At 57.6% G+C, this 21,204-nt stretch carries 19 protein-coding genes and 1 pseudogene; 3 read left to right on the forward strand and 17 right to left on the reverse strand.

Annotated features, from left to right (window positions below; all coding sequences use genetic code 11):
- Positions 1-185 precede the first annotated feature (185 nt).
- The 4 genes from PAF12_RS14580 to PAF12_RS14595 all read right to left on the reverse strand — a co-directional run bounded on the left by PAF12_RS14580 (position 186) and on the right by PAF12_RS14595 (position 5,190).
- Positions 186-1,298, reverse strand: a complete 1,113-nt coding sequence (locus tag PAF12_RS14580) for an ABC transporter permease (protein WP_271107720.1) — start codon at positions 1,296-1,298, stop codon at positions 186-188.
- A 3-nt stretch (positions 1,299-1,301) separates the two neighbouring features.
- Positions 1,302-2,432, reverse strand: coding sequence for an ABC transporter permease (locus tag PAF12_RS14585; protein WP_271107721.1), 1,131 nt, complete (start codon positions 2,430-2,432; stop codon positions 1,302-1,304).
- Positions 2,429-4,129 (reverse strand): ATP-binding cassette domain-containing protein, encoded by a 1,701-nt coding sequence (locus PAF12_RS14590; protein WP_271107722.1) that lies wholly within the window; start codon positions 4,127-4,129, stop codon positions 2,429-2,431. Before PAF12_RS14590 ends, PAF12_RS14585 begins: the two co-directional genes overlap by 4 nt.
- A gap of 65 nt (positions 4,130-4,194) precedes the next feature.
- The gene (locus PAF12_RS14595) at positions 4,195-5,190 is read right to left on the reverse strand and encodes an HlyD family efflux transporter periplasmic adaptor subunit (RefSeq protein WP_271107723.1); all 996 of its coding nucleotides are present in this window, start codon (positions 5,188-5,190) and stop codon (positions 4,195-4,197) included.
- Positions 5,191-5,301: 111 nt separating this feature from the next.
- Between PAF12_RS14595 and PAF12_RS14600 the strand changes: the two genes are divergently transcribed.
- Positions 5,302-6,003, forward strand: coding sequence for a TetR/AcrR family transcriptional regulator (locus tag PAF12_RS14600; protein ID WP_271107724.1), 702 nt, complete (start codon positions 5,302-5,304; stop codon positions 6,001-6,003).
- 122 nt (positions 6,004-6,125) lie between these two features.
- Here the strand turns inward: PAF12_RS14600 and PAF12_RS14605 are convergent, their stop codons facing one another.
- Positions 6,126-6,404: an SH3 domain-containing protein gene (locus PAF12_RS14605; protein ID WP_271107726.1), complete on the reverse strand. Its 279-nt coding sequence runs from the start codon at positions 6,402-6,404 to the stop codon at positions 6,126-6,128.
- Positions 6,405-6,778: 374 nt separating this feature from the next.
- Between PAF12_RS14605 and PAF12_RS14610 the strand changes: the two genes are divergently transcribed.
- Complete coding sequence (locus tag PAF12_RS14610) at positions 6,779-7,981, forward strand: MFS transporter (protein WP_271107727.1); 1,203 nt, start codon at positions 6,779-6,781, stop codon at positions 7,979-7,981.
- A 143-nt stretch (positions 7,982-8,124) separates the two neighbouring features.
- Here PAF12_RS14610 and PAF12_RS14615 read toward each other — a convergent pair whose 3' ends face one another.
- Both PAF12_RS14615 and PAF12_RS14620 read right to left on the reverse strand, forming a co-directional pair.
- Positions 8,125-8,262, reverse strand: coding sequence for a hypothetical protein (locus tag PAF12_RS14615; RefSeq protein ID WP_271107728.1), 138 nt, complete (start codon positions 8,260-8,262; stop codon positions 8,125-8,127).
- A 332-nt stretch (positions 8,263-8,594) separates the two neighbouring features.
- Positions 8,595-9,353, reverse strand: coding sequence for an SDR family oxidoreductase (locus PAF12_RS14620; protein WP_271107729.1), 759 nt, complete (start codon positions 9,351-9,353; stop codon positions 8,595-8,597).
- Positions 9,354-9,385: 32 nt separating this feature from the next.
- Between PAF12_RS14620 and PAF12_RS14625 the strand changes: the two genes are divergently transcribed.
- The gene (locus PAF12_RS14625) at positions 9,386-10,057 is read left to right on the forward strand and encodes a TetR/AcrR family transcriptional regulator (protein ID WP_271107730.1); all 672 of its coding nucleotides are present in this window, start codon (positions 9,386-9,388) and stop codon (positions 10,055-10,057) included.
- A gap of 205 nt (positions 10,058-10,262) precedes the next feature.
- Here the strand turns inward: PAF12_RS14625 and PAF12_RS14630 are convergent, their stop codons facing one another.
- The 10 genes and pseudogenes from PAF12_RS14630 to PAF12_RS14675 form a co-directional block, all read right to left on the reverse strand.
- Positions 10,263-10,607, reverse strand: a complete 345-nt coding sequence (locus tag PAF12_RS14630; protein ID WP_271107732.1) for a helix-turn-helix transcriptional regulator — start codon at positions 10,605-10,607, stop codon at positions 10,263-10,265.
- 199 nt (positions 10,608-10,806) lie between these two features.
- Positions 10,807-11,291: pseudogene (locus PAF12_RS14635) on the reverse strand (tyrosine-type recombinase/integrase).
- Positions 11,292-11,393: 102 nt separating this feature from the next.
- Complete coding sequence (locus PAF12_RS14640) at positions 11,394-11,900, reverse strand: inositol monophosphatase family protein (RefSeq protein ID WP_271107733.1); 507 nt, start codon at positions 11,898-11,900, stop codon at positions 11,394-11,396.
- A 773-nt stretch (positions 11,901-12,673) separates the two neighbouring features.
- Positions 12,674-14,707 (reverse strand): NADH:flavin oxidoreductase, encoded by a 2,034-nt coding sequence (locus PAF12_RS14645; protein ID WP_271107734.1) that lies wholly within the window; start codon positions 14,705-14,707, stop codon positions 12,674-12,676.
- 44 nt (positions 14,708-14,751) lie between these two features.
- Complete coding sequence (locus PAF12_RS14650) at positions 14,752-16,047, reverse strand: TRAP transporter large permease (RefSeq protein WP_271107735.1); 1,296 nt, start codon at positions 16,045-16,047, stop codon at positions 14,752-14,754.
- An 83-nt stretch (positions 16,048-16,130) separates the two neighbouring features.
- The gene (locus PAF12_RS14655) at positions 16,131-16,679 is read right to left on the reverse strand and encodes a TRAP transporter small permease (protein WP_271107736.1); all 549 of its coding nucleotides are present in this window, start codon (positions 16,677-16,679) and stop codon (positions 16,131-16,133) included.
- Positions 16,679-17,644 (reverse strand): TRAP transporter substrate-binding protein DctP, encoded by a 966-nt coding sequence (gene dctP / locus PAF12_RS14660; RefSeq protein WP_271107737.1) that lies wholly within the window; start codon positions 17,642-17,644, stop codon positions 16,679-16,681. The genes PAF12_RS14655 and dctP overlap by 1 nt, the downstream gene beginning before the upstream one ends.
- Before the next feature lie 287 nt (positions 17,645-17,931).
- Entirely contained in the window at positions 17,932-18,909 is a 978-nt protein-coding gene (locus PAF12_RS14665) for a LysR substrate-binding domain-containing protein (protein ID WP_271107738.1), read from the reverse strand.
- A 256-nt stretch (positions 18,910-19,165) separates the two neighbouring features.
- A complete protein-coding gene (locus tag PAF12_RS14670; RefSeq protein WP_271107739.1) occupies positions 19,166-20,383 on the reverse strand; it encodes an FAD-binding oxidoreductase in 1,218 nt (405 codons plus the stop codon).
- Entirely contained in the window at positions 20,383-21,162 is a 780-nt protein-coding gene (locus tag PAF12_RS14675) for an HpcH/HpaI aldolase/citrate lyase family protein (RefSeq protein WP_271107740.1), read from the reverse strand. The genes PAF12_RS14670 and PAF12_RS14675 overlap by 1 nt, the downstream gene beginning before the upstream one ends.
- Positions 21,163-21,204 lie beyond the last annotated feature (42 nt).

Consider the following 21,204-nt stretch of genomic DNA (forward strand, 5'->3'; position numbering starts at 1 on the left):
GTCCGTTCCTTCAGGCCGTCGAGCTGCAACGCGGCCCTGATCGGGCAGAGCAGGCGGAGCGCAGACGCCCTGTCGGACCGCTGCTTGATCTCGAAGGATGGAGAACGCGTTCCCGAGCAGCGCATGCTCAGGGCTTTGAGGGGGGCAGCGACCTCAGCATTTTCGATCAATTGTTGCTCACCATTCTAACCAAGCCTGTTACGGAACAGCCACGCTGCCAGTGGCAGGGTGACAGCGGCGATGCATAGGAGGGGGATGAAACTAAGGGCCACATCTTGAAATGTCGCACCTTCAAGATAAACGCGGCGCACGATATCAATGCCAAAGCGCAGTGGGTTGACGAAAGTGACAGCCTGCAGAATCTGCGGCATGTTACGCACCGGTGTCAGCAGCCCAGACAGCAGCATAAGCGGCATGATGGTCATGAACGTATAAAGCATGGCCTGCTGCATGGTCAGTGAGATGGCGGAAATAGACAGCCCGATCCCAACCGCGGCAGTCGTAAAGGTGACAAGACCCAGATAGAGGAGCCAGACCGGACCGCTGATCGGGATGCCGAACCAGAACAGAATAATCAGGAAGATGATCGTTGATTGTATCAGCCCGACCAGAATGGAGGGCAGCGCTTTGCCGATAAGAATTTGCAACGGCGTCATCGGCGTGACAAGCAGTTGGTCAAATGTTCCTTGCTCGCGCTCCCTGGCCACGGATAAAGCGGCAAGCATCAGGGTCTGCAACAGACTGAGCGAGGCGATCAGTGCCGGCATTAGATTCCAGCGGGACTCGTAGTTGGGATTGAACCATGCCCGGCGCATGATGACGAGCGGCGAGGAAACGCCAAGCGATGCATTATAGGAAGCGATGATCGCAGAAATCTGCGCTGAAGCCGCACCGGCGGTTGATGAGTTTCGTCCGTCAAAAATCACCTGTACGGGTGCAGCTTCCGAGGCCGCCAGCTTCGCTTCAAAGTCGGACTGAAAGGTGATGACCAGCAGGGCATTGCCGCTGTCGATCTGCTCTGCAATCTGTTCTGATCCGGTCAGGGTCGCAATCCGCTGGAAAACGCCTGTTCCGTCAATGCGGGCCAGAATTTCACGCGAGGCGGCGCCTCCGCTCTGATTCAGAACAGCATAGGGTGCATTGGTCAGATCATAGGTTGCGCCATAGCCGAACAAAAGCGCCTGCATCAGTGCCGGTGCGAACAGCAGCGCGCGGCTCGCCGGGTCCTTCAGGATGGCCAGCATTTCCTTGCGTATGAGCGAAACCGTCTGAGTGACGTAGATAATGATGGCCTGCATTGATTATTCTAGCTTCTTGGCAAGAAGACGACGCGTCAGCGCAATCAGAATGACAGCGTAGAGCGCCAGAACCGCGCAGTTTTTCCAGATCGAAGGCCAGTAGTCCCCTGCCAGAAAAAGTGTTTTGATAAGCGACATAAAATGCGTGGCGGGTAAAATCTGACTGATACCCTGCACGACAAGCGGCACATTACGCAGGTCGAAAACAAAGCCGGACAACATCATCGCGGGCATAAAACTGGCAAGCAGGGCCATCTGGCTGGCAGCGAACTGGTTGCGGGTAACACCGGAAATAAAAAGCCCCAAGCTAAGCGAGACCAGCAGATAGAGAAGCGATGATACGACGATGATCCACAATGACCCGCGTATCGGGACGTCAAACAGGTAGCGGGCGGCGAGAAGACACATAACCAGATCAATCGCGCCGATCACGACATAGGGAGCAAGTTTGGAAAGAACCAGTTCCAGAGGGCGTACAGGTGTCACGAAAAGGGATTCAAGCGTGCCCCTTTCCCACTCTCTCGCGATGAGAAGGGAGGTCAGAAACGCGCCAATCAGTGTCATCACCAGTACAATCAGACCGGGGACCAGAAACCATGTGCTTGTCCCTGCTTCGTTGAACCAGGTACGCGGCACCATGACCACGCTGGAGCCACCGGCGAAACGCTTGTCTGAGCGGTCCGAAAGATGTTCCAGGGCATTGGCGATGGCCGCGGTTGCATATCCTTCGATCGATTGTGCCGTGTTGGAATCGACACCATTCAGGATGAGTTGTAACTGGCCATTTCCGGCAACAAGGTTACGGGTGAAGTCGTCGGGGACGCGCAAAATGGCGTCTGCCTCACCGGCGCGGATCATTGCCTCGGCATCAACGATGGAATGACCCCAGATCGGGCTGAGATAGGGCGAGCCCGCAAGGCCTGCAACGGCGTTGAGCGTTGCCGGAGAGCTGTCTTCAAGAACAATGGCAATGCGTGCGTCCTTCACATCGAACGACAGGCCGTAACCGAACAGCAGGATCAGCATGACGGGCAGCAGCAGACCAACGGTCAGGTTGGAGCGGTCGCGCAGCATCTGGCGCGTTTCCTTCCGTGTCAGTGCGAAAAGCCGCGATGTAAAGCCGGATGCGATCATGCGGCCCTGTCCCTTGTTTCGCGCCGTGCACGGCCCTGCTCTACAATAGCGATGAAGGCGCTGTTCATATCCTTTGCGCTGGCATCGCCTGCCATTTCACGCACCTGACGCGGTGTGCCGACGGCAAGCATTTGTCCCGCATCCTGAATTGCAATGCGGTCGCAATACTCTGCCTCCTCCATGAAATGTGTGGTGACGATGATGGTCACGCCGCTTTGCGCCAGCATGGTAATGGTACGCCAGAAGGCCCGGCGGGCGAGCGGATCAATGCCGCTGGTCGGCTCATCCAGAAACAGAATTTCCGGCTCATGCAGCAGGCCTGTTGCCATGGCCAGACGCTGCTTATAGCCCGCAGGCAGAAGGCCGGCTTTTGCCGAAAGGTCCAGATCAAACTGTTCAATGGACGCGGCTATGCGCGCCTGTCTCTTTGGGCCGCGAAGGCCGTAAGCTCCGGCGAAAAACTCCAGATTTTCGCGGACGGTCAGGTTGCCGTACAGTGCAAACTTCTGTGACACATAGCCGATGCGGGCTCTGGCTTGCGCTCTGGCCGTACGCAGATTGCGGCCAGCCACCTGCAATTCTCCGCTTGTTGCAGGTAAAAGACCGCATAACATGCGGAAGGTTGTGGTTTTTCCAGCACCGTTAGGGCCGAGCAGGCCGAATATCTCGCCTCTTTTCACGTCAAAGGATGTGCTGGCTACGGCTGTGAAGTCACCAAATTTGCGCACGAGGTCACGAACGGTAATCACACGATCATCGCTTTTGCCTTTGGACAGCGTGTCGGATTTTCCCTCGGTGTCAGTCGAAGGGTCAATGCCGGGTTCATCTTTCTGGTGCTGCCGGAGCAGCATCATGAAGGCGTCCTCAAGCTCTTCTGCGCGGGGTTCAAACGGTGCATCACCGACCAGGGTTCTCAGCGCGTCCTCACTCGCGCCTCTCTGACATATGAATCTGACATTGCCTCCCTGAGGCACCGCATCAAGGATCAGTTCCGGCGCATCGATCAGGCGCGCCTGTAGATCCCTTGCAGGCATTTCCTGCGGCGGTATGGCGGTAAATGTCAGGCCAGCCGCGTCACGGCGCAGGGTATCCGGCGACCCTTGCGCCAGAAGGCGGCCATCACTCATGACGAAGACCTGCGCGCAGCGCTCCGCCTCATCCATATAGGCCGTACTGACGATAACGCTCAGACGCTCCTCATCCACCAGTTGCTGCACTATTCTCCAGAGGTCACGCCGCGACAGAGGGTCTACGCCGACGCTTGGCTCATCCAGCAGCAGAAGGTCCGGCGAGCGGACCAGTGTACAGGCGAGCCCCAGCTTTTGCTTCATGCCGCCGGACAGCTTACCGGCGGGGCGTTCGGTGAAGCGGGCCATATCGGTCATTTCCAGCATGCGCGCGAAACGATCGCGACGTTCTGCAGAAGGCACACCGTGAAGGTCGGCATAGAGATCAAGGTTTTCCTGCACGCTCAGATCTTCATAAAGGCCAAAGCGCTGCGGCATATAGCTGATACGGTCCTGAACGGCCTGCGGATGCCGCGCGACGTTAATACCCAGAACCTCAGCGGTCCCGTTATCCGGCTTCAAAAGCCCGGCAAATATCCGCATGAGTGTGGTTTTTCCCGCGCCGTCAGGGCCGACAAGGGCGGTCAGCTGACCGGTCCTGATAGTCAGTGAAAGATCGTCCAGTGCCATAACTTTGCCGCCGTCAGGCCCGTCGAAAGCCTTATGCAGCCCGGATACTTGGGCAACCGTCGCATTCATGAGCTGGAACCGGAGATGATCTCTACAGTGGCGGGCTGACCGAGGCGCAGCCTGTCCTCTTCATCCTCGACAATCACATGAACCTCGTAGACGAGATTGGTGCGCAGATCCTCAGTCTGAACGGATTTGGGCGTGAACTCAGCAACCGACGACATATAGCCAACCTTGCCGGTAACCGGTTCGTCGGGGAATGTGTCCGTGATGACACGCGCGTCAATGCCCGGCTGGATGTGGCCCAAATCTGTTTCGCTCACATAGATGCGTACCCATTTGGGCTGCGTCAGCGCCAGTGAGAAGACCGGTGATTGCGCCGTAATCATGTCGCCAGGTTCGCGCAGCCGCGACCGGACAACGGCATCAGCCGGTGCGCGCAACTGGCCTTGCCCGATCTGATGGCGCAGAAGTTCCAGACTGGCTTTCGCAGCCTGAAGCTGTGCGGCGGCGGCGGATATGTCTTCCGGTCTGGCACCCGCCTCAGCCATCTCCAGGGCCGCTTCTGCCTGGTCGACTGCGGCCTTGGCTGCCTGTGATTTAGCCTCCGCTTCGTCGACGCTTTGTTGGCTGGCGGCACCACTTCGCGAGTCCCAAAGCCGCGTCGCACGCGACAATTCCTGTTCGGCAAGCAAAGACGATGCTTCAGCGGAGGCGAGCTGTGCGCGCGCCTGAGCAATCTCCTCCGGGCGCGAACCATTGCGGAGTTTCAGGAGTGCCTGCCGCTGTGCTTCGACAGTCGCTTCCTGCGCCTTTGCCTGCAGTTCCAGAGTCTGCGTATCGAGAACCCCGAGGACTTGCCCGGAGGTGACGCGGTCTCCTTCTTCGACATTGATTGCCAGGATGCGCCCGGACCCTTCAAAAGCAAGTGCCACCTGACGGATATCGACATTGCCATAAAAGGTAAGTTCATCCGCTTGCGTCGTTTCGCGTTGGCTCCACCAATACGAACCTCCCGCTGCCGCACCAGCAAGAACAAGGAGGAGAATAATCTTCTTCATGGCACGTCTTTCTCTGGGCTGTTCAATCGCATGGTTGTCCGCTGCGGCTTCTTAATTTAAATATAATTTAATCTAAAATGACTTTTATGTCGAGTCGCGTTGTGTTCTGATATGCAAAGCCGCACTGGCAAGAAATGGTCGCCAATGGATGCAGATAAGCCCGTGGTAAAGCGCGAACGTCCGCAAAGAGCCGATGGAGAGGCTACCCGCAACCGCATTCTGGATGCGGCAGGTCAGCTGATTGCCGCGCGCGGACGGATGGAAGCAACTAACACACTGATCGCAGCGGAGGCAGGGGTGGACCTTGCCTCCATAAATTATCATTTTGGCAATCGTGACGGTCTGTATCAGGCAGTTTTGGCTGAGGCACATCGCCGTGTCGTTGATCGCAAGGAGTTAGAAGAACTCGCCAAAAGCGACCTGCCGGCGCGTGATAAGCTGAAAAAGGTTATCGCCTTGATGATCGCGCGTGCGACGGCCGAAGCGCATTGGCCAATGGTTGTTTTAGGGCGCGAGGTTCTTTCGCCTACGACACATATTCAGGTTCTTCAACGCGATGAGATTTTTCCCAAGCTGGAGATTCTGCAGTCCGTTCTGAGCGAGATTACATCAATTCCCGTCGACGATCCCGCACTCTGGCGGTGCCTTCCTTCCGTTGCCGCTCCTTGTGCGGTGTTCCTTTTACTCGGTCAAATCAACTCGCCCCTGAGTAAGAACCTGTTCAGCGGAACGCAGGATGAGATCGTTGAACATCTTTATCAGTTCGCCCTTGGCGGGCTGGAGAACGTCGCCCGCCTTTATCAGTTGAGATAGCCCTGCTTGAAGCGCGATGCAGCGCAGACCCGTTAATCGCCCTTCTCTGCATAAGCAATAGATGACCGCTTTAAGAGGTCCTTGTGACCTTATTTTAATGCCCGTTCACGGGCCGAGCACTGTCAGCGATGCGCGAGATAATCTGCTGAAACGTAACCCGAGATGCCGGGCATGTCGGTGAGGGAGACCTTGCACCAGACCTTGCCGCTATTTGTCACGCAGTTCTGACGGGTAAGCGGTGTTCCGTCTGGCAGCCCGACTATGATCCTGTAGTTGAGTCCGGGACCTTCACGAAGCTTTAGCAGGTCATCAGGCCCGGCACCTTTGACGACGGCACCGGAACCGACCGTACATCCAGTAGTGATCGCGAGGGCGGTGAGAGCTGCAAAATGAGTTCGCATTGTCTGTCCTGAATCGTTTCGACATGAATAGGACAACATCAAGATGAATAACAGTGGGCGGGGGCAGGAGCAGAAAAGTGGATGATAGCCGTCGTGGGTAACCGGGACCAGGGTCACGCCACAGCATTGCCCCCGCGACCGTCTCGTTGAACGCGCGTCGCGCCGGATGGACTGCATCGGATAGTCAGCCGGGGAGGCCATTGGGTTCGGCTTTTTCCACGACCCTGCCAATCACCCGAACCGTCGCCATAGATCACGGTCAAGCTCCAACCGGAAGGACACATTCTCGGGGTATGCACTCGAAGCGCAGATTCAATTTAACGGCGATACAAGCCGTCATTTTCAAATCACAACATCAGGCGTAATTGTCGGATATGAGAAAACGCACCGCCCTCGCTGTCCTATGCTTCGTCGTGGTCTGCGGCATGTCGCCTTGGTTTGCGACTGCAGCTGTGCTGTCAGACATGGCGCAAGAGGGTGGCTTCGGGCCCGGGCGGCAAGCTCTGCTCACCGCGGGAGTGCAGGCGGGCTTTGTGGTCGGGGCGTTGATCTCGGCTGGTTTGGGCCTGTCTGATCGTTTCGATCCACGCGGAGTCATGGCCTGCGCGGCGCTGATGAACGCGCTCGTGACGGCAGGGTTGTTCGCCGTGCCTCTTGGATCGGATGCGGCCATCGCGTTGCGAGTTGCGGCGGGTGCAGGGTTTGCCGGGATCTACCCGCCCGCGATGAAGATCGCCGTAGGATGGAGCGTCCGCGACCGCGGGTTTCTGGTCGGATTGCTGGTTGGCGCGCTCACACTGGGATCTGCGATGCCCTATCTGTTCGCCTGGATGGGCGGGACGGCATGGCGCCCGGTCGTGGCGGCGGCATCCATTGCCTCGCTCCTGGCAGCGGCGGGCAGCTTTATGCTGAGGCTGGGCCCGTATCATGCGCGGGCGTCGACTTTTTCAGCGCGTTCCATCGTGCTCATGTGGACGGATCGGCGGATACGCAGCGCTACGGGCGGTTATCTCGGCCATATGTGGGAGCTTTATGCCATGTGGGGCTGGATCGGCGCGGCGGCAGCGGTCGGCTTCGCCCGACGCCTGCCAGAAGATCAGGCCAAATCGCTGGCCGCCATGACCGCCTTTCTGGCCATTGCCATTGGCGCGATGCTGTGCGCGCCGGCGGGGCGGCTGGCTGACCGGATCGGCAAGGCACCGGTTTCGGCCGGGGCGATGCTTGGATCGGGCAGCATGGCGCTTGCCACGGCGCTCAGCTTCGGCGGTCCGGTTTGGCTGAGCATGCTGGTGATCCTGATCTGGGGCGCTATGGTGATCCCGGACAGCGCCCAGTTCTCGGCCATGATCGCTGATGCAGCCCCACCCGAGGTTGCCGGTAGCCTTATGACCATGCAGACGGCGCTCGGCTTCGGGCTGACCATCTTTACCGTTCAGGCTACGCCGGTGCTGGCCGGATGGCTGGGCTGGCCCGTCGCATTGGCGCTGATGGCGATCGGGCCGGCGCTTGGGATCGCTGCGCTGAGCCCGATGCTACGGCGCGACAGCCAATCGCCGGATCCGGAATCAACCCCGTGAGAGGCCGCAGCAGGGCGAAGGAAGGGAGCAGTACGACGTTGCGGCACTGGCGGCACCGAGCGCCCAGGCGGCCTGAGCGCCATCCGGCCCGACGCTCACCTTTACAATCACCTTCGTGTTGATGATCGCCATCGTACCCGCAGCTACTCTGCGGTGAGGTTGATTGCCAGAATTCCGCGCACCGGGCCCGGTGTGAGCGGCGCGACAGCTACACTGATGACCAATGCCGCCGCGAAAAAGAAGACGACCACTGCTTCCGCAAACAGATTGTTGAAACTCACCACAGTCAGCAGCGCGGCGGCCCGAACGGGCGAGATCAGGATTTCCAGATTATAGGCCAGCAGCTATCGTCATTAGCCCGATGCGTTTCAGGGCAACCACCTGTGGAAAAAACAAACGGCTGGAAATAGGGTCGGCGCGTTTCAGGCGTCTGATCAGGTCGGGATGGTTTATGTGCCTGTGAGGTTGCTTCATAGACAATATGTATCCTCAGAGGAGCATGCGACAAGCCACGTCTAAAGCGTGGCTACATTCTTCAGAAGTGACTCCGTGTAGCAATCGTGCGGGCTGCGGCCATTAGGGCGCCGCGAACCATTGCGGCGCGGCGGACTGCCTAAGTGTCGCGCATGATGCGATAGGCGAGTGCGGGCGACAGGCGGTGAACCATTCGCAACAGTCGCGTCTTCTCGATCCATATCTCGTCCAGGCCGCGTTCGAGACCATCCAGCAGATCGCGCGCCGCGCTTTCAGGGGGATATTTGCGTCTTGCCTCGGCCTTCGTAAGCGTGGTGTCCACCAGCGTCATCACCACTTCGCTGACCTGAACCGGCAGACCCTGATGCCGACACTGGTCCCGCAGCGACCGGGTGAAACTGCGCAAGCCGGCTTTTGTCGTGCAATAGACGGCCGCCCGACGCTTTGGCGCGATGGCGAGACCCGATGTGACATTCAGGATCGCCGCCGGACCGTTCCGCGCCAGAAGCGGCAGCATCGCCACGGAAAGCTGTAACGGTGCGGTCAGATTGGTGGCGATTTCGACCGCGATATGATCCATATGCCGGGACGCGCCTTCGGTCAGGTCATCATGCAGCATAATCGCTGCATTATTGATCAGGACGCTGCAATCAGGATGCTCGCTGGTCACCCAGTCCCTCACGGCGAGGGCCGTCCCGTTCGACGCGAGATCAACGGCGCGGATACCGGCCACCGCTCTCTCTGATTGCCGCAACCTCTCCAGCCCATCTGCGTCCCGCGCGACCGCCAGCACCGTGGCACCGCGCCCGGCCAGATCCCGCGTAAGCATCAACCCGATCCCACGCGTCGCCCCGGTCAGAAGCATCTTGCGGCCTTTCAGATCAAACTTGGCACTCATCCGGTCCACCACCCTCAGCATCTCTTGCGGGATTGTTTCTGCAGGACGAATATGCGGGCGAAATCCTCCGCTCGCCACTCGCATTGGATGCCAGCTTGTCGACACCGCTTTCGCCCCGAAAACACCCGCGCCAGCAACGATCCCGCGCAACCTGCGAAGCGATTCTGGAGGCGGCGGCTCGCATTCTGGAAACGGGTGGCGCCGGTTCTCTGACCACCAATCTGGTTGCTGAGCGGGCCGGCGTCTCCATCGGCTCGCTCTATCAGTACTTCCCAAACAAGGAGGCTATCCTCGCCGGCCTGATCCGCAATATGCGCCGCGAAATGCTCGCGGATTTCCGCGCTGCCGCCAAGCTAGCTTCGGGCGAGGAGCTGAAGGAGGCTGTGGCCATCTTAACCCGCGCCAGCATCGCGCATCACCTGCGCCGGCCTACCCTTGCCGAAGAACTCGAACGCGCCGAGGCCGGATTGCCACTGGATCAGGAGACGCAGGTGCTCAAGGCCGAATTGCTAGGGATCGTTTCTGCCGCATTGGCCGAGCGAGGCGTCGTTCCTCAGCCAGAGAAGAAGGCCTTCGACCTGATCAGCTTGTCTCAGGGTCTGGTCGGCAGGGCGATCCGGTTGGGCGAGCGGGATTTAGATGATCTTCACCGCCGTCTCTGCGCGGCGGTCATCGGCTATCTTAACGGGGCGGATGATGTTTGATGTTTAGTTGATGCGTATGTAGTGAGGGCGCGCATGTGTCGACACCTGCCAAGTCTTACGCCGCTTTGATTGCGGGCCTAAGATCAAGCATGCATCGGCGGTAATAATGAGCAAAACCGTGTCGCTGCGACGAAGGCGAATGACCGTTTCTGGGAAGAACCCGGGCGACACAGCCTTGAGGGCGAAAGTCGACATTGAGCCGACTTTACTCCACTAGGTCGTCCAGTGTTATCTCCAAGGGATCTGCCAAGGCGCGGAGGGTGCTGATTGATCCCTGTTTCCGACCGGTCGCGATCTCGGCGACCGTTACGCGGTTCACACCAGCCTTTTCGGCAAGAATCGTCTGGGTCATACAGCGAAGATCACGGTAAACACGCTGGGGGTTTTCCCCATTCAGCAGACGATTCACATGGTCAGAGGGGATCAACTCCTGTTCCCCAGCTACCAGAGCAGCCTTGGCGCGGTCATAGGCCTGAAGATTGGCCAAATCTTCCGCCGCCGCCTGCAGACGGTCGTACTCATCACGGGCGATTGTCACCATCTCGTTCATGTCATGCCATTTCAATCACAAATGCGCGCCGCGCGGACCTGTGTCCAATAAGGCCAGGATATTCCCCTAGTCATCCATGATGACCCGCCAGTCGCCAACCCGAAGCCTGATGCCCTCCCGCCCCTTCAGAGCTTTCACGTTGTTTGCCTGCGAGCCGGTATCTTCTACATATGCTTCGATACTGAAACGGCCCTCAGCTTCAGTTTTTGACAGCCTCAGCAATAGCGAGTGTATCCTCCAGCTCGACACCAAGATACCTGACCGGACTGTCCATCTTGGTATGGCCAAGCACAAGCTGAACCGCGCGTAGATTTCCAGTGTTGCGATAGATTTGGGCAACCTTGGTTCGACGCATCGAATGCGTTTCAAAGGGCGTTGGTTCCAGCCCGAAGGACGAAACCCAATCCCGAACCAGTCGAGCATACTGACGAAAGGACGAGCATACTGACGAAAGGAGATGTGAAGCCGTTCGTGGAGCCGCCCCGACCACAGATGCTCTGAACCGACTATCAAGGGGTCGTCAAGCCATGCGGCGATGGATTTTCGCGCTTCCTCGGCGATTTCAAGCCGGACGCGTACTGCCCAGAAATGCTTTGGACGAAGCGGGCGCCTCCTTCCGACGATCCGCCTCTTGTTCCAAGCTGGATGGCAGGCACGGATAGCAGGCAGGTTTTCGACGGTCATGACGAATCCTCCGATCCACTGCTTCCAACGAATTGTCGGCACCGTGCCTACGATCCATCATATCACGTTGCCAGCGCCAAGATCGACCGCGTTGAGTTCTTATTAGGCCTTCAAGGAAGGCGGGGCGGTACCAGCTAAAAAATTGCGCGACGATTTCATCGCCGAAGAGCCGTTAGGTGCGGCGATCCAGCTATCCTCTCTGCGAAGGGTAAGAGCGATCTCGTTGCAGACCGAATCATCGATTGCGGCGAGGACAATCTCTACACGGCGTGATCCCGCGATCGTTGCCTCGAATAGCGGCAAACCCGAGGTGATTTTCTTTGTGCCGTAGATTGGGTCGAACAGAAAAGCAATGTCAGCCTGCCCTGAATGCTTGAGGGCAGCCGAGGTTTCTTCACCGACTACCGCGGCACCGGAAAACAATCTTGCCAGCCCGTCGTAAAGTCGCTGTTCGGCTGTTTGAATTGCTTCGCAGAAGTCATCGAGGCTCGCGGTTTTCTCGAATGCTCGATTAGGAAGCTTAGCTCGAAATCGGGGTATCAGTTCAAGCTCGCCGATATCGTTCAGCATATCAGCTATTTGCCGAATCTGCGCGCAATTGAAATCCATGTCGATATCCTGATCTAAAGAGTCATCTATGCACGGTCAATAGTGCTCGGCAGCTATAGTGATTTTGGTAATGACCGACCGCTGGCACGCTTTGAATCGCGAAGGTCCGCAATGTCCCGCATTACTGCCGTCAGATATTTGAAGGTGCTGCGGCGGGGTCGAACGGAAAGTTCAGAAAAAACGTACTGCAGCGTGGTATCGCCTGTGAGCGATCGGTAGGGGGCTGGTTGTCACCATTTCACCCGCGAATGCTGTGCCCGTGAGCTATAATAAAATGGACGCTAAAGCCGAAATCCGCTGCCCAAAGGTAAAATCGACTGCGCACTACAATGATAGACGAATGCAAATGCGACGAGCAAAGGTCTTGTCAGCGAGAGAAGTCTGCAAGTCATGATTGACGCTCTGGAACTCGCAAGGCGACCGATGAAATCCATACTAAACCCGTCTCGATCCGGCTGGGCCCGATTTAATGGTATAATAAAAAATATAAATATCAATGCAGTGAGAGGAAATCCCCAGCAACCGCTGGGTTTGTTGAAAGCGCCCGATTTGGGCTCATAACCTTATTAAGATCGTAGTTTCAAATTCTCCGCTCTCTCCCCCCCCCCCCGCGCCCCGAAAAAACATGTTATCGAAATAACAAGGCGGTGACATCATTGTGCCATCCGCCGATCGCGCGTTTATAACAATGCCGCATCAACATTTCGGAGGTGGGTAGAGGATGAATCCCCCGGATCCCTTCATCGTGCGGTTCACCTGAAAGGCCTGCCTCATCAAAAGTCCTTCACCAAACGCATCGCTTCATAGATTGCGGCGTGAATATTCCGGCTGGCGACCGCATCGCCGATCCGAAACAGCCTGAAGCTTCCGTCGGGGTTTTCGCCGATGTCCTGCGCACGATGATCCAATAAGGCTTCCTGGCCAATTTCGCCTAGATTTTGTGAACTCGGTTTGAGGGAGAAATAGAGGTCGTCGAACGGCATGACACCATTCTCGATGACGACCTGCTCCGTCTCTTTGGTTACATATTCTTTACTGTACTCATCAAAAAATGCTGCTGTCAGGCGGTTCCCTGATTTTTCGATTCGTTCGAGGCGGAGGTTTAACGCAAATTTAACACCCGCTTGGCCGAAGGCACGGAAATATGCGGGATAGCTGGTGCCGCCGATTTCCGTTGCGAGGCTTCGTTCGGGCGTGACAATTTCGATTGCCGCGCCTTGGTTGAGCAGGGCCTCGGCGGTTGTCATGGATGCATGGGTTCCCTGATCATCAAACAGGATCACGTCGCGCGCGGCCTTTTCGGCACCGGACAGAATGTCCCATGAGCTGGTCGCGAGCTCTGATCCCGCATCAAGAAAGCCGCTATCAGGCATCCCGCCTGTCGCGATGATCACAAGATCGGGGTTCTCTGCGAGGACGTCTTCGGCTTCAGCGTAATGGTCGTACATAAACCTCACGCCGAATTTCTCGCATTCAGCAAGGCGCCAATCCACGATGCCGATGATCTCACGCCGTCTCTTCAAAGCTGCGGCAAGGAGGATCTGCCCGCCGGCGCGCGGTGCGGCCTCAAAGACGACGACCTCGTGACCACGCTCGCCCGCAATTCTCGCGGCTTCCAGGCCACCTGGACCGGCGCCAACAACCACGACTTTGCGGCGCTGCGGCGCTTTTTCCAGGACATGCGGTATGGTTGCTTCGCGGCCGGTTGCTGCGTTGTGGATGCAAGAGGCGACACCAGCATAGATTGAATCGATACAGTATCCCATGCCCACACAGGGCCGGATCCGATCCTCTTCGCCGCGGCTGATCTTGGCCATGATATGCGGATCCGCGATATGTGCGCGGGTCATGCCGACCATATCCAGCTTGCCGCTTTCAATGGCATGACGGGCTGTGGCGACATCCTGAATACGAGCCGCATGGAATACAGGCATTCCCGTTTCAGCGCGGATATTGCCAGAAAAATCCAGATGAGGGGCGGAGGGTGATCCCATATTCGGGATGAGCTTGCTCACCCCCTCATGTGTATCCGTATGTCCCCTGATAACGTTGAGGAAGTCTAGCAAACCCGTAGCGCTCATTTTTTTTGCGATATCCAGACCTTCTTCCGGCCCGAAGCCGCGCTTGAAATCCTCGTCGCAGGTCAGCCGGGCACCGACTAGGAAATCCGGCCCGACGCGGTCGCGGATCGCCTGACAGACCTCGATCCCGAAGCGCAGCCGGTTATCGAGCGACCCACCATATTCATCTTCTCGAAAATTCGTCGCCGGTGACCAGAACTGGTCGATGAGATGGCCGTAGCACTGTACTTCCAGCCCGTCCAAGCCTGCCGCTTTGACCCGTTCCGCCGCATCGGCATAGTCAGAGATAACGCGCCGGATATCCCAATCCTCCATGGCTTTTGCATAGGCCCGATGCGTCGCCTCGCGTGTGTGCGACGGTGCAATCACTGGCAGCCAATCCGCCCGATCCCAGTTATTGCGGCGGCCCAGATGCGTGATTTGGATCATCACGGCGGCGCCATGTTCATGAACATCATCTGCCAGTTCTGACATCCAGCGAACGACCTCATCGCGATAGAGCACGATGTTCCCGAATGATGGCGGACTGTCGGGCGAGACTACCGCAGAGCCGCCGATCATCGTCATGCCGATACCGCCGCGCGCCTTTTCCGAGTGGTAAAGGCGATACCGCTCCTTTGGCATTCCGTCTTCTGTATAGGCCGGCTCATGCGCGGTTGAGAGCATCCGATTGCGGATCCGCAGATGCTTGAGTTGCAGGGGTTGAAACAACGGATCGCTGGACATGGTTTACTCCTAAGGCAAAATGTTTGGAGGTCGTTCAGGAGCGGCTAGAGATAGCCAAGCGCTCGTGGAAGAAATAGCGACAGGCCGGGCCAGAAGGTGACGGCGATCTGAACCGGTAATGCCGTGAAAAGGATCAGTTGAAGTGCGGGTTTCGTCACGCGCGACATCCCGACATTCCCAACCCGGCAGCTGAGAAAGAGGATCGGGGCCATGGGTGGCGTGTTGCATCCGATCACCACGCTCATGCCGATTATTGCGGCGAAATGGACCGGCTCGACCCCGATTTCGGTCATAACCGGCAGCAGCAGCGGCCCTGTAATGGCGATGATTGACACGTCATCCATGATCATCCCGAGCGCGATCAGGAAGAGGTTTACGGCGATAAGGATCGCAAGCGGTGACTCGAACACGTCGAACAGGAAACCGGTCATCTCCTGCGGGATGCGCTCCATCGTGAAAATGCGGCTTGAGATGAAGGAGAAGACCAGAATGACCATAATGACGCCGGTGGTGGCAGCGGCTTGCACGACACAGTCGAACAGCCCCTTGAGGTTGAGGTCGCGATAGACAAACATTCCGACCGGAATTGCATAGACAAGCGCGATGGCGGCGGCTTCGGTCGGTGTGAAAAAGCCTCCGTAGATGCCGCCAAGGATGATGACCGGCATCATCAGGGCAGGCATTGCCTTCCAGCCCGCCGTACCGACGTTGCGCCACCGGTCGGCAACGGGCAGGGTTTTCTCAGGCAGTTCACCGCCCATGCGAATGCGGATGGCGTTATAGATAATCAGCAGGATCATCAGGAGTATCCCCGGCCCCACTGTCGCCAGAAAACACGCTGTCACCGATTGCCGCGTGACGACCGCGAAAAGGATCATCGTGATACTCGGCGGTATCAGCAGGCCCAGCAGGGAGGATGCGCCGAGCAAGGCGGCAACGTAGCCGCGGTCGTAGCCGTGTCGCTCCATTGGATCGACCATGATCCGCCCGATCGCCGCAACTGCGGCCGAAGCTGTGCCGGAGATCGCGCCGAAGATGGCGCAAGCGACGATCATGGACGCGCCCATGCCGCTTTTGGAGTTGCCGACCAGCGCCTCCACAAAGTCGATCAATCTGCGCGCGAGGCCACCCGACTGCAGAACGTAGCCTGTCATGATGAACAGCGGCAGAGCCAATAGTATGACCGAATTGACGGCCCAGAAACCTGTCGTCATCAGGCTGGATATTTCAATGCCATAGATTAGCGACAGGGTTAGTGTCATGGCAGCGAATGAGAAGACGACTGGCACGCCTAAGAACATCAGAATTATGACGACCAGAATAGCAACGAGGGCACCCATCGTTCATTCCTCCGGTTACAACGGGAAACTGCGCCGCCGCGAAAGCGGCGCAACAGATTGTCGTGTGGTTTCGTTTGGCCCGGTCAGGCGTCAGGTCTTGCGCCAAGTAAGGCCAGCAGGTCGCGCAGAAAATCTCGGCTGAGATAGATGATGAACAGGCAGGCACCGACCATCAGGCTGGCTTGCGACACGACCCACGGGATACCAAAGACAGGCGTCCCCTGCCGCTTGTCCAACCCCCAGCTGAACAGATCAAAGCTCCAGATGAGGATGAACACGGCCAGTATCAGCGAGATCGTCGTGGCGAGGAGCTGCAGCGCTTGCGTGGCCTTGCCATCGCCCAGCATCATCGGCAGGAAATCCGCCGATAGATGCGACCGCTCGCTTGATGCCAGCCCGGCCCCCAGCATGTAGAACCACATGGCGGCCAGCAGGACCAACTCCTCAAGTCCGAACACCGGAGATCCGATAACGCTGCGGAAAAACACGCCGGCGGCGAACGCGAATGCGATCAGGAGCCCCAATATCACCACGATTGGACGTATGAATGTCGTGACCCAGTGATCGAAACGGTCAATAACCTTCAGGACGCTTTGGATGAAGCTCGGCCCGGAGCGGGCATCGGCAGCCATTAGCCACCAACCTGGACGTTGCTGCGCACCACATCCATAATCTCGGACCCGAAGGTTTCCTCGGCTTCCGGCCAGACCTGCTCATGGACGATCTTAGCCCAACCGGCGAGCTCTTCATCGGTCGGCTGGATATACTCCATGCCACCGTCCTGGGCGGCCTGAATCCACTCCGCATCAAAGGCCTGGGCGCTTTCATACCGCTGGTCGATGACTTCGCGTGCTGCTGACGCGACAATGTTCTGGTCTTCCTCGTCGAGCGCATTCCAGCTGTCCAAGCTCATCATCAGAGAGGAATAGGAAAAATTGTGCCGGGTGTGGACGTAATAGTCCAACTGATCGCCGAAATACTCATAATCCCAGTAGATGATGTTGCCGGCATCGCCCGCGACCACGCCCGTCTGGATCGAGGTGTAGACTTCGTTCCAGTCGATCGGGACCGCCTGATACCCCATGGCTTTCAGCGTCTGCGGGTTCGGGAAGGTCGGGATAGCCCGGACCTTGAGGTTGAGCGCCTGCGCATCCTCGTAATTGGTTGCGTAGGACCCCTTTGTGGCGATCCCGCCGAAACCATCGGGATAGACGCCGAAAAATTTCACCCCGACCTCTTCAAGGATCGGTTCGACGATCTGCTGCATCCAGCCATCGGGCGAATAGGCGGTTTTTGCCTGGTCCCAGTCCGTGATCAGATAGGGCAATGACATGACGCCAACCCGTTCATCGTAAGAGCTTTGCGGAAGCTCCAGCACCATGTCGATATTGCCACGGACCATCTGGTCAAAAACTTCCTGCTGGCCGCCCAATTCGCCCTGAAAGAAGGTTTCACCGGTCATCCGCCCATCAGAAAGCTCGGACATCCGATCGGCCCACATCTGGATCGACATACCCTGCGGCGAGCTTGCATCGCCCGATGTGCTGACCATCCGGAAGGTCACGGCTTCATCGCTTGCCTGCACCGCTACGGGCATAGCAGCGATAAGTGCACCTATAGCGGCGGTTATCAGTTTCCGATTTATAGTGACCATGTGTTCCTCCCTGAACTGGCGGTCTTGCTAGCTCTGCGATCAATCTCTGTTTTTTGTCGACGATCAGGCCTAAGCATTCGGCAGAAGTTGCCAGCCAAGTATGGTCAGGCTACAACCCCCGCGACGAAGGCCCGTCGTTCGTTGATTTCAGTTGGTCGCTGGAAATCCATGCTGTACGAGAGAAATCTCACATTCAAACGGCAATATCTTAGGGCCCCCCTTAGAAATTTTTATGGGAGATTTGCATGGTCCCTAAACCACTGCAAAATCCCATCTATAGCGGGATCCTCTCGATTCTCCGGCGCACACAGAAAATGATACCCGAACGGGCCTCTGCGCGGTTTGAACGGCAAAACCACCAGATCACCCCGATCGATCCAATGTTGAGCGATCACGTTCCGCACGACCCCGATCCCGCCCGTCGCGATGATGGCCTGCGATGTCGTGCTTGCATCGCTGAAATAGTGCCCCGGTTCGAATTCCTCGGGGATGCCGCCATTATCCTCGATCAGCCGTCGCCAGTCGTTCTGTGCCGTGTCATGCTGAAACGGTAGCCCGACAAGATCGGAGATGTTTGGCGTCTCCAGCAGGTCCTGAGGCAGACTTGCCGCGCCGACCAAGATGAATTCCTCGCCGAAGAGCAGCTCTTCATAGACGCCTTGAGTTCCGCCCGGTCCCCAGCGAATCGCGATATCGGTCGCGCCGCGTCCAAGCTCTGCTAAAGCCACCGACGCAACCACGATCAGGTCGATATTAGGGTTTTTCCGGGTAAAGTCGCCGATCCGAGACGCAAACCAGGTTGATGCAAATGACGGAAGCAGGCTGAGCGCAACAGACACACGGTTTTCCCCCGAGATCAACGCATGAACGCTGTTGCTCAAATGATCGAGAACCATTTCAACGTCTTTGGCAAGCGCTTGCCCGGCTGCGGTAACGATCAGTCTGTTGTTTTTCCGGATGAAGAGATCGAGACCAAGGCGCTGTTCAAGCAATTTGACCTGCTGACTGACCGCCGACTGCGTCAGGTTCAGTTCTTCAGCAGCGCGCGTAAAACTTAAATGCCGAGCCGCTGTTTCGAAGGCCACAAGCGTTTGCATCGGCGGCAACTCGTCGTGAGAATAGCGCCTCAGATTGTCGGGCATCTCCAGGCGCGAGAGGCGATCCGTATCCAGTGTGTCCAATTGTCTGGCGCGTAATGAGCGCTTCATCGGCATCCTTCCAGATCAGGTCAGTGTGTCAGTATGCTCCGTTTCGGCAGGACTGTATCGAATTTTCGAGCCATGATTTTAGGGCCAGCATACACGTCAATGCTTCGCGGCGGAGCAAGATCCGGCGAAAGCTCAACATAATTTCAGTTCGCTAGTCGTCGTCCCCGAAAGGTCCGGGGTGTCAGTTATCCGCGCCGGTACAGTTCGTTAATCTGATCGGGTTCAGCCATAGCTACAACGATGCGCAGACAGGCAATCAGATCACAGCTTCTTCGAGGAACGGTTCGTTGCTGGGGATGCGTTCGTATCTGAACGGGGTTAGGTCCAACGTCTGGAAAGCGCCATCCACGATAAGCTCAGCAACCGCGCGGCCAACTGCGGGGGATTGCTGCAGGCCGTGACCGGAAAAGCCATTGGCGAACATGAAATTGGTGACCTCGGGATGGAAGCCCACAATGCCGTTATGATCCAGCATGTTGTATTCGTAGTGACCTGTCCAGCATTGCTTGACCCTCAGCGCGTCGAAGTCAGGGATCCTGTGCCAGAGCGCGGGCCAGATGCGGTCCTCGAATTCCTCATGGCGGATGACGAAATCATCATAGTCGGCCGGTCCGTTGTCCAATGGCGTATTGCCGGTCAGGAACAACTCGCCCTCGGGCCGGACGAAAGTGCCTGACAGGTCGATAACATTCGGCATCCGGCCGGGGATCGGGGTCTCGCTGGCGAACACGAAGCTGTAGCGTTTATGCGGTGCTACCGGGATCGTCAGCCCGGCCATGTCGCAGATCTGCTGCGCCCGCGGGCCGGCGGCGTTTACCAGAGTGCCGCACCGGACCGTCTCGCCGGTTGCCAGATGAACCGTCGTGACCCGGTCTTCCTCGACCTCAAGACCGATGACCGCATTGTCGATATATTCCATGCCGCTGCAACGCGCCGCACGGCGCAGACCGTTCAGCATCCCCATGGAGTCGAACCAGCCCTCATCCCGCGACCCCCAGGCCCCGCCGCCGAGATCCTCGACATTCAGCCACGGGAAGCGGTCCTTAAGCGGACCCGGCTCCAAGAACACGGTATGCGCCCCAAGGCTGCGCTGCAATTCGACCCGGTCCCGCGCGGCGTCCACCCCTTCGGGCGAGACGCAATAGAGATAACCGTGTTCGCGGAGCCCCAGATCGGGTGGCGCTTCGTTGGGATAATAGGGTGCCATACGCTCGACAAAGCTGCGGATGAATTCGATACCGAACTGACTGATTTTGATATTGATCGGATTTGAATATTGTTGGCGGATGGCGCTTGTTGATAGCGCGGTCGAGGAAAACTCATAGCTGCTGTCTCGTTCGACGACCAGGACCGAAGCGCTTGAGCCAAGCTTCTGGCTCAGCCAATAGGCCGTGGACGACCCGATGACCGCACCACCTACGATAACGATGTCATAGGAATCGGATTTTGGCGGTTTGTATGCTGGTATCGACATTACGCACCCTGCGATTTGAAGGATGCGACCAGATTGTCAGCACCTCGCGCGAGCAGCCCAAGGTCAGAGCCGACCGCGACCATCGTGAAACCGTCAGCCAGGTAACGATCAGCATCGGCCTTGAGGGGCGCGAGAATACCCGCTGGTTTCCCGGCATTCTTCGCCGCGCTTAGCACCGAGGCGATTGCCTCCTGGACGTGGTCGGCATTTGGATTGCCCATAGCACCGAGATTTGTTGACAGGTCACCCGGTCCGACGAAAAGCGCGTCAACACCATCCGTCGAGGCGATTTCTGCGGCATTGGCAACGCCTTTTTCGCACTCGATCTGGGCCGCCAAGAATTGAGTGTTTCGGGCGTTTTTGTGATAGTCCTTGATCCGGCCGAATTGGTTCGCTCGATGCCCTACCGAAAACCCTCTGATTCCGCCGAACGGGGCGTATCTCATCGAGGAAACAATCGCCTCTGCCTGATCTGCCGAACGGACATTGGGAATCATCAGGCTGCGGGCGCCGCCATCCATGAACTGTTTGATCAGGTGCGGGTCATCCGACGGCAAGCGGACAACAGCTTCGCAAGGGAAGGCCGCCGCCACCTGAAGCTGCAAGACGACACTGCGCAAATCGTTCGGGCTATGTTCGGCGTCGATCAGCAACCAGTCGACACCGGAGCCAGCGATGACTTCGGTCGTCAGCGCTTCGGCGAGAGAGCACCATAGTCCGATGCTGCTGCTGCCGCGGTTCAGCGACTCCTTCAGAGCATTTTTGCGCTCTTGTGACATCTTTTCACCTCATCAAGAGAATTTGTATGTTGTATGATGTAT

Source organism: Paracoccus sp. SCSIO 75233 (genome assembly GCF_027912675.1).
Lineage (GTDB): Bacteria > Pseudomonadota > Alphaproteobacteria > Rhodobacterales > Rhodobacteraceae > Paracoccus.

Coding starts and splice junctions, on each gene's coding strand:
- PAF12_RS14600 (WP_271107724.1), top strand. CDS start 5,302: ATGCAAAGCCGCACTGGCAAGAAATGGTCGCCAATGGATGCAGATAAG.
- dctP (WP_271107737.1), bottom strand. CDS start 17,644: ATGCCCGTAGCGGTGCAGGCAAGCGATGAAGCCGTGACCTTCCGGATG.
- PAF12_RS14675 (WP_271107740.1), bottom strand. CDS start 21,162: ATGTCACAAGAGCGCAAAAATGCTCTGAAGGAGTCGCTGAACCGCGGC.
- PAF12_RS14590 (WP_271107722.1), bottom strand. CDS start 4,129: ATGGCACTGGACGATCTTTCACTGACTATCAGGACCGGTCAGCTGACC.
- PAF12_RS14645 (WP_271107734.1), bottom strand. CDS start 14,707: ATGTCCAGCGATCCGTTGTTTCAACCCCTGCAACTCAAGCATCTGCGG.
- PAF12_RS14620 (WP_271107729.1), bottom strand. CDS start 9,353: ATGAGTGCCAAGTTTGATCTGAAAGGCCGCAAGATGCTTCTGACCGGG.
- PAF12_RS14655 (WP_271107736.1), bottom strand. CDS start 16,679: ATGGCTGCCGATGCCCGCTCCGGGCCGAGCTTCATCCAAAGCGTCCTG.
- PAF12_RS14580 (WP_271107720.1), bottom strand. CDS start 1,298: ATGCAGGCCATCATTATCTACGTCACTCAGACGGTTTCGCTCATACGC.
- PAF12_RS14650 (WP_271107735.1), bottom strand. CDS start 16,047: ATGGGTGCCCTCGTTGCTATTCTGGTCGTCATAATTCTGATGTTCTTA.
- PAF12_RS14605 (WP_271107726.1), bottom strand. CDS start 6,404: ATGCGAACTCATTTTGCAGCTCTCACCGCCCTCGCGATCACTACTGGA.
- PAF12_RS14595 (WP_271107723.1), bottom strand. CDS start 5,190: ATGAAGAAGATTATTCTCCTCCTTGTTCTTGCTGGTGCGGCAGCGGGA.
- PAF12_RS14665 (WP_271107738.1), bottom strand. CDS start 18,909: ATGAAGCGCTCATTACGCGCCAGACAATTGGACACACTGGATACGGAT.
- PAF12_RS14585 (WP_271107721.1), bottom strand. CDS start 2,432: ATGATCGCATCCGGCTTTACATCGCGGCTTTTCGCACTGACACGGAAG.
- PAF12_RS14640 (WP_271107733.1), bottom strand. CDS start 11,900: ATGGATTTCAATTGCGCGCAGATTCGGCAAATAGCTGATATGCTGAAC.
- PAF12_RS14610 (WP_271107727.1), top strand. CDS start 6,779: ATGAGAAAACGCACCGCCCTCGCTGTCCTATGCTTCGTCGTGGTCTGC.
- PAF12_RS14670 (WP_271107739.1), bottom strand. CDS start 20,383: ATGTCGATACCAGCATACAAACCGCCAAAATCCGATTCCTATGACATC.
- PAF12_RS14630 (WP_271107732.1), bottom strand. CDS start 10,607: ATGAACGAGATGGTGACAATCGCCCGTGATGAGTACGACCGTCTGCAG.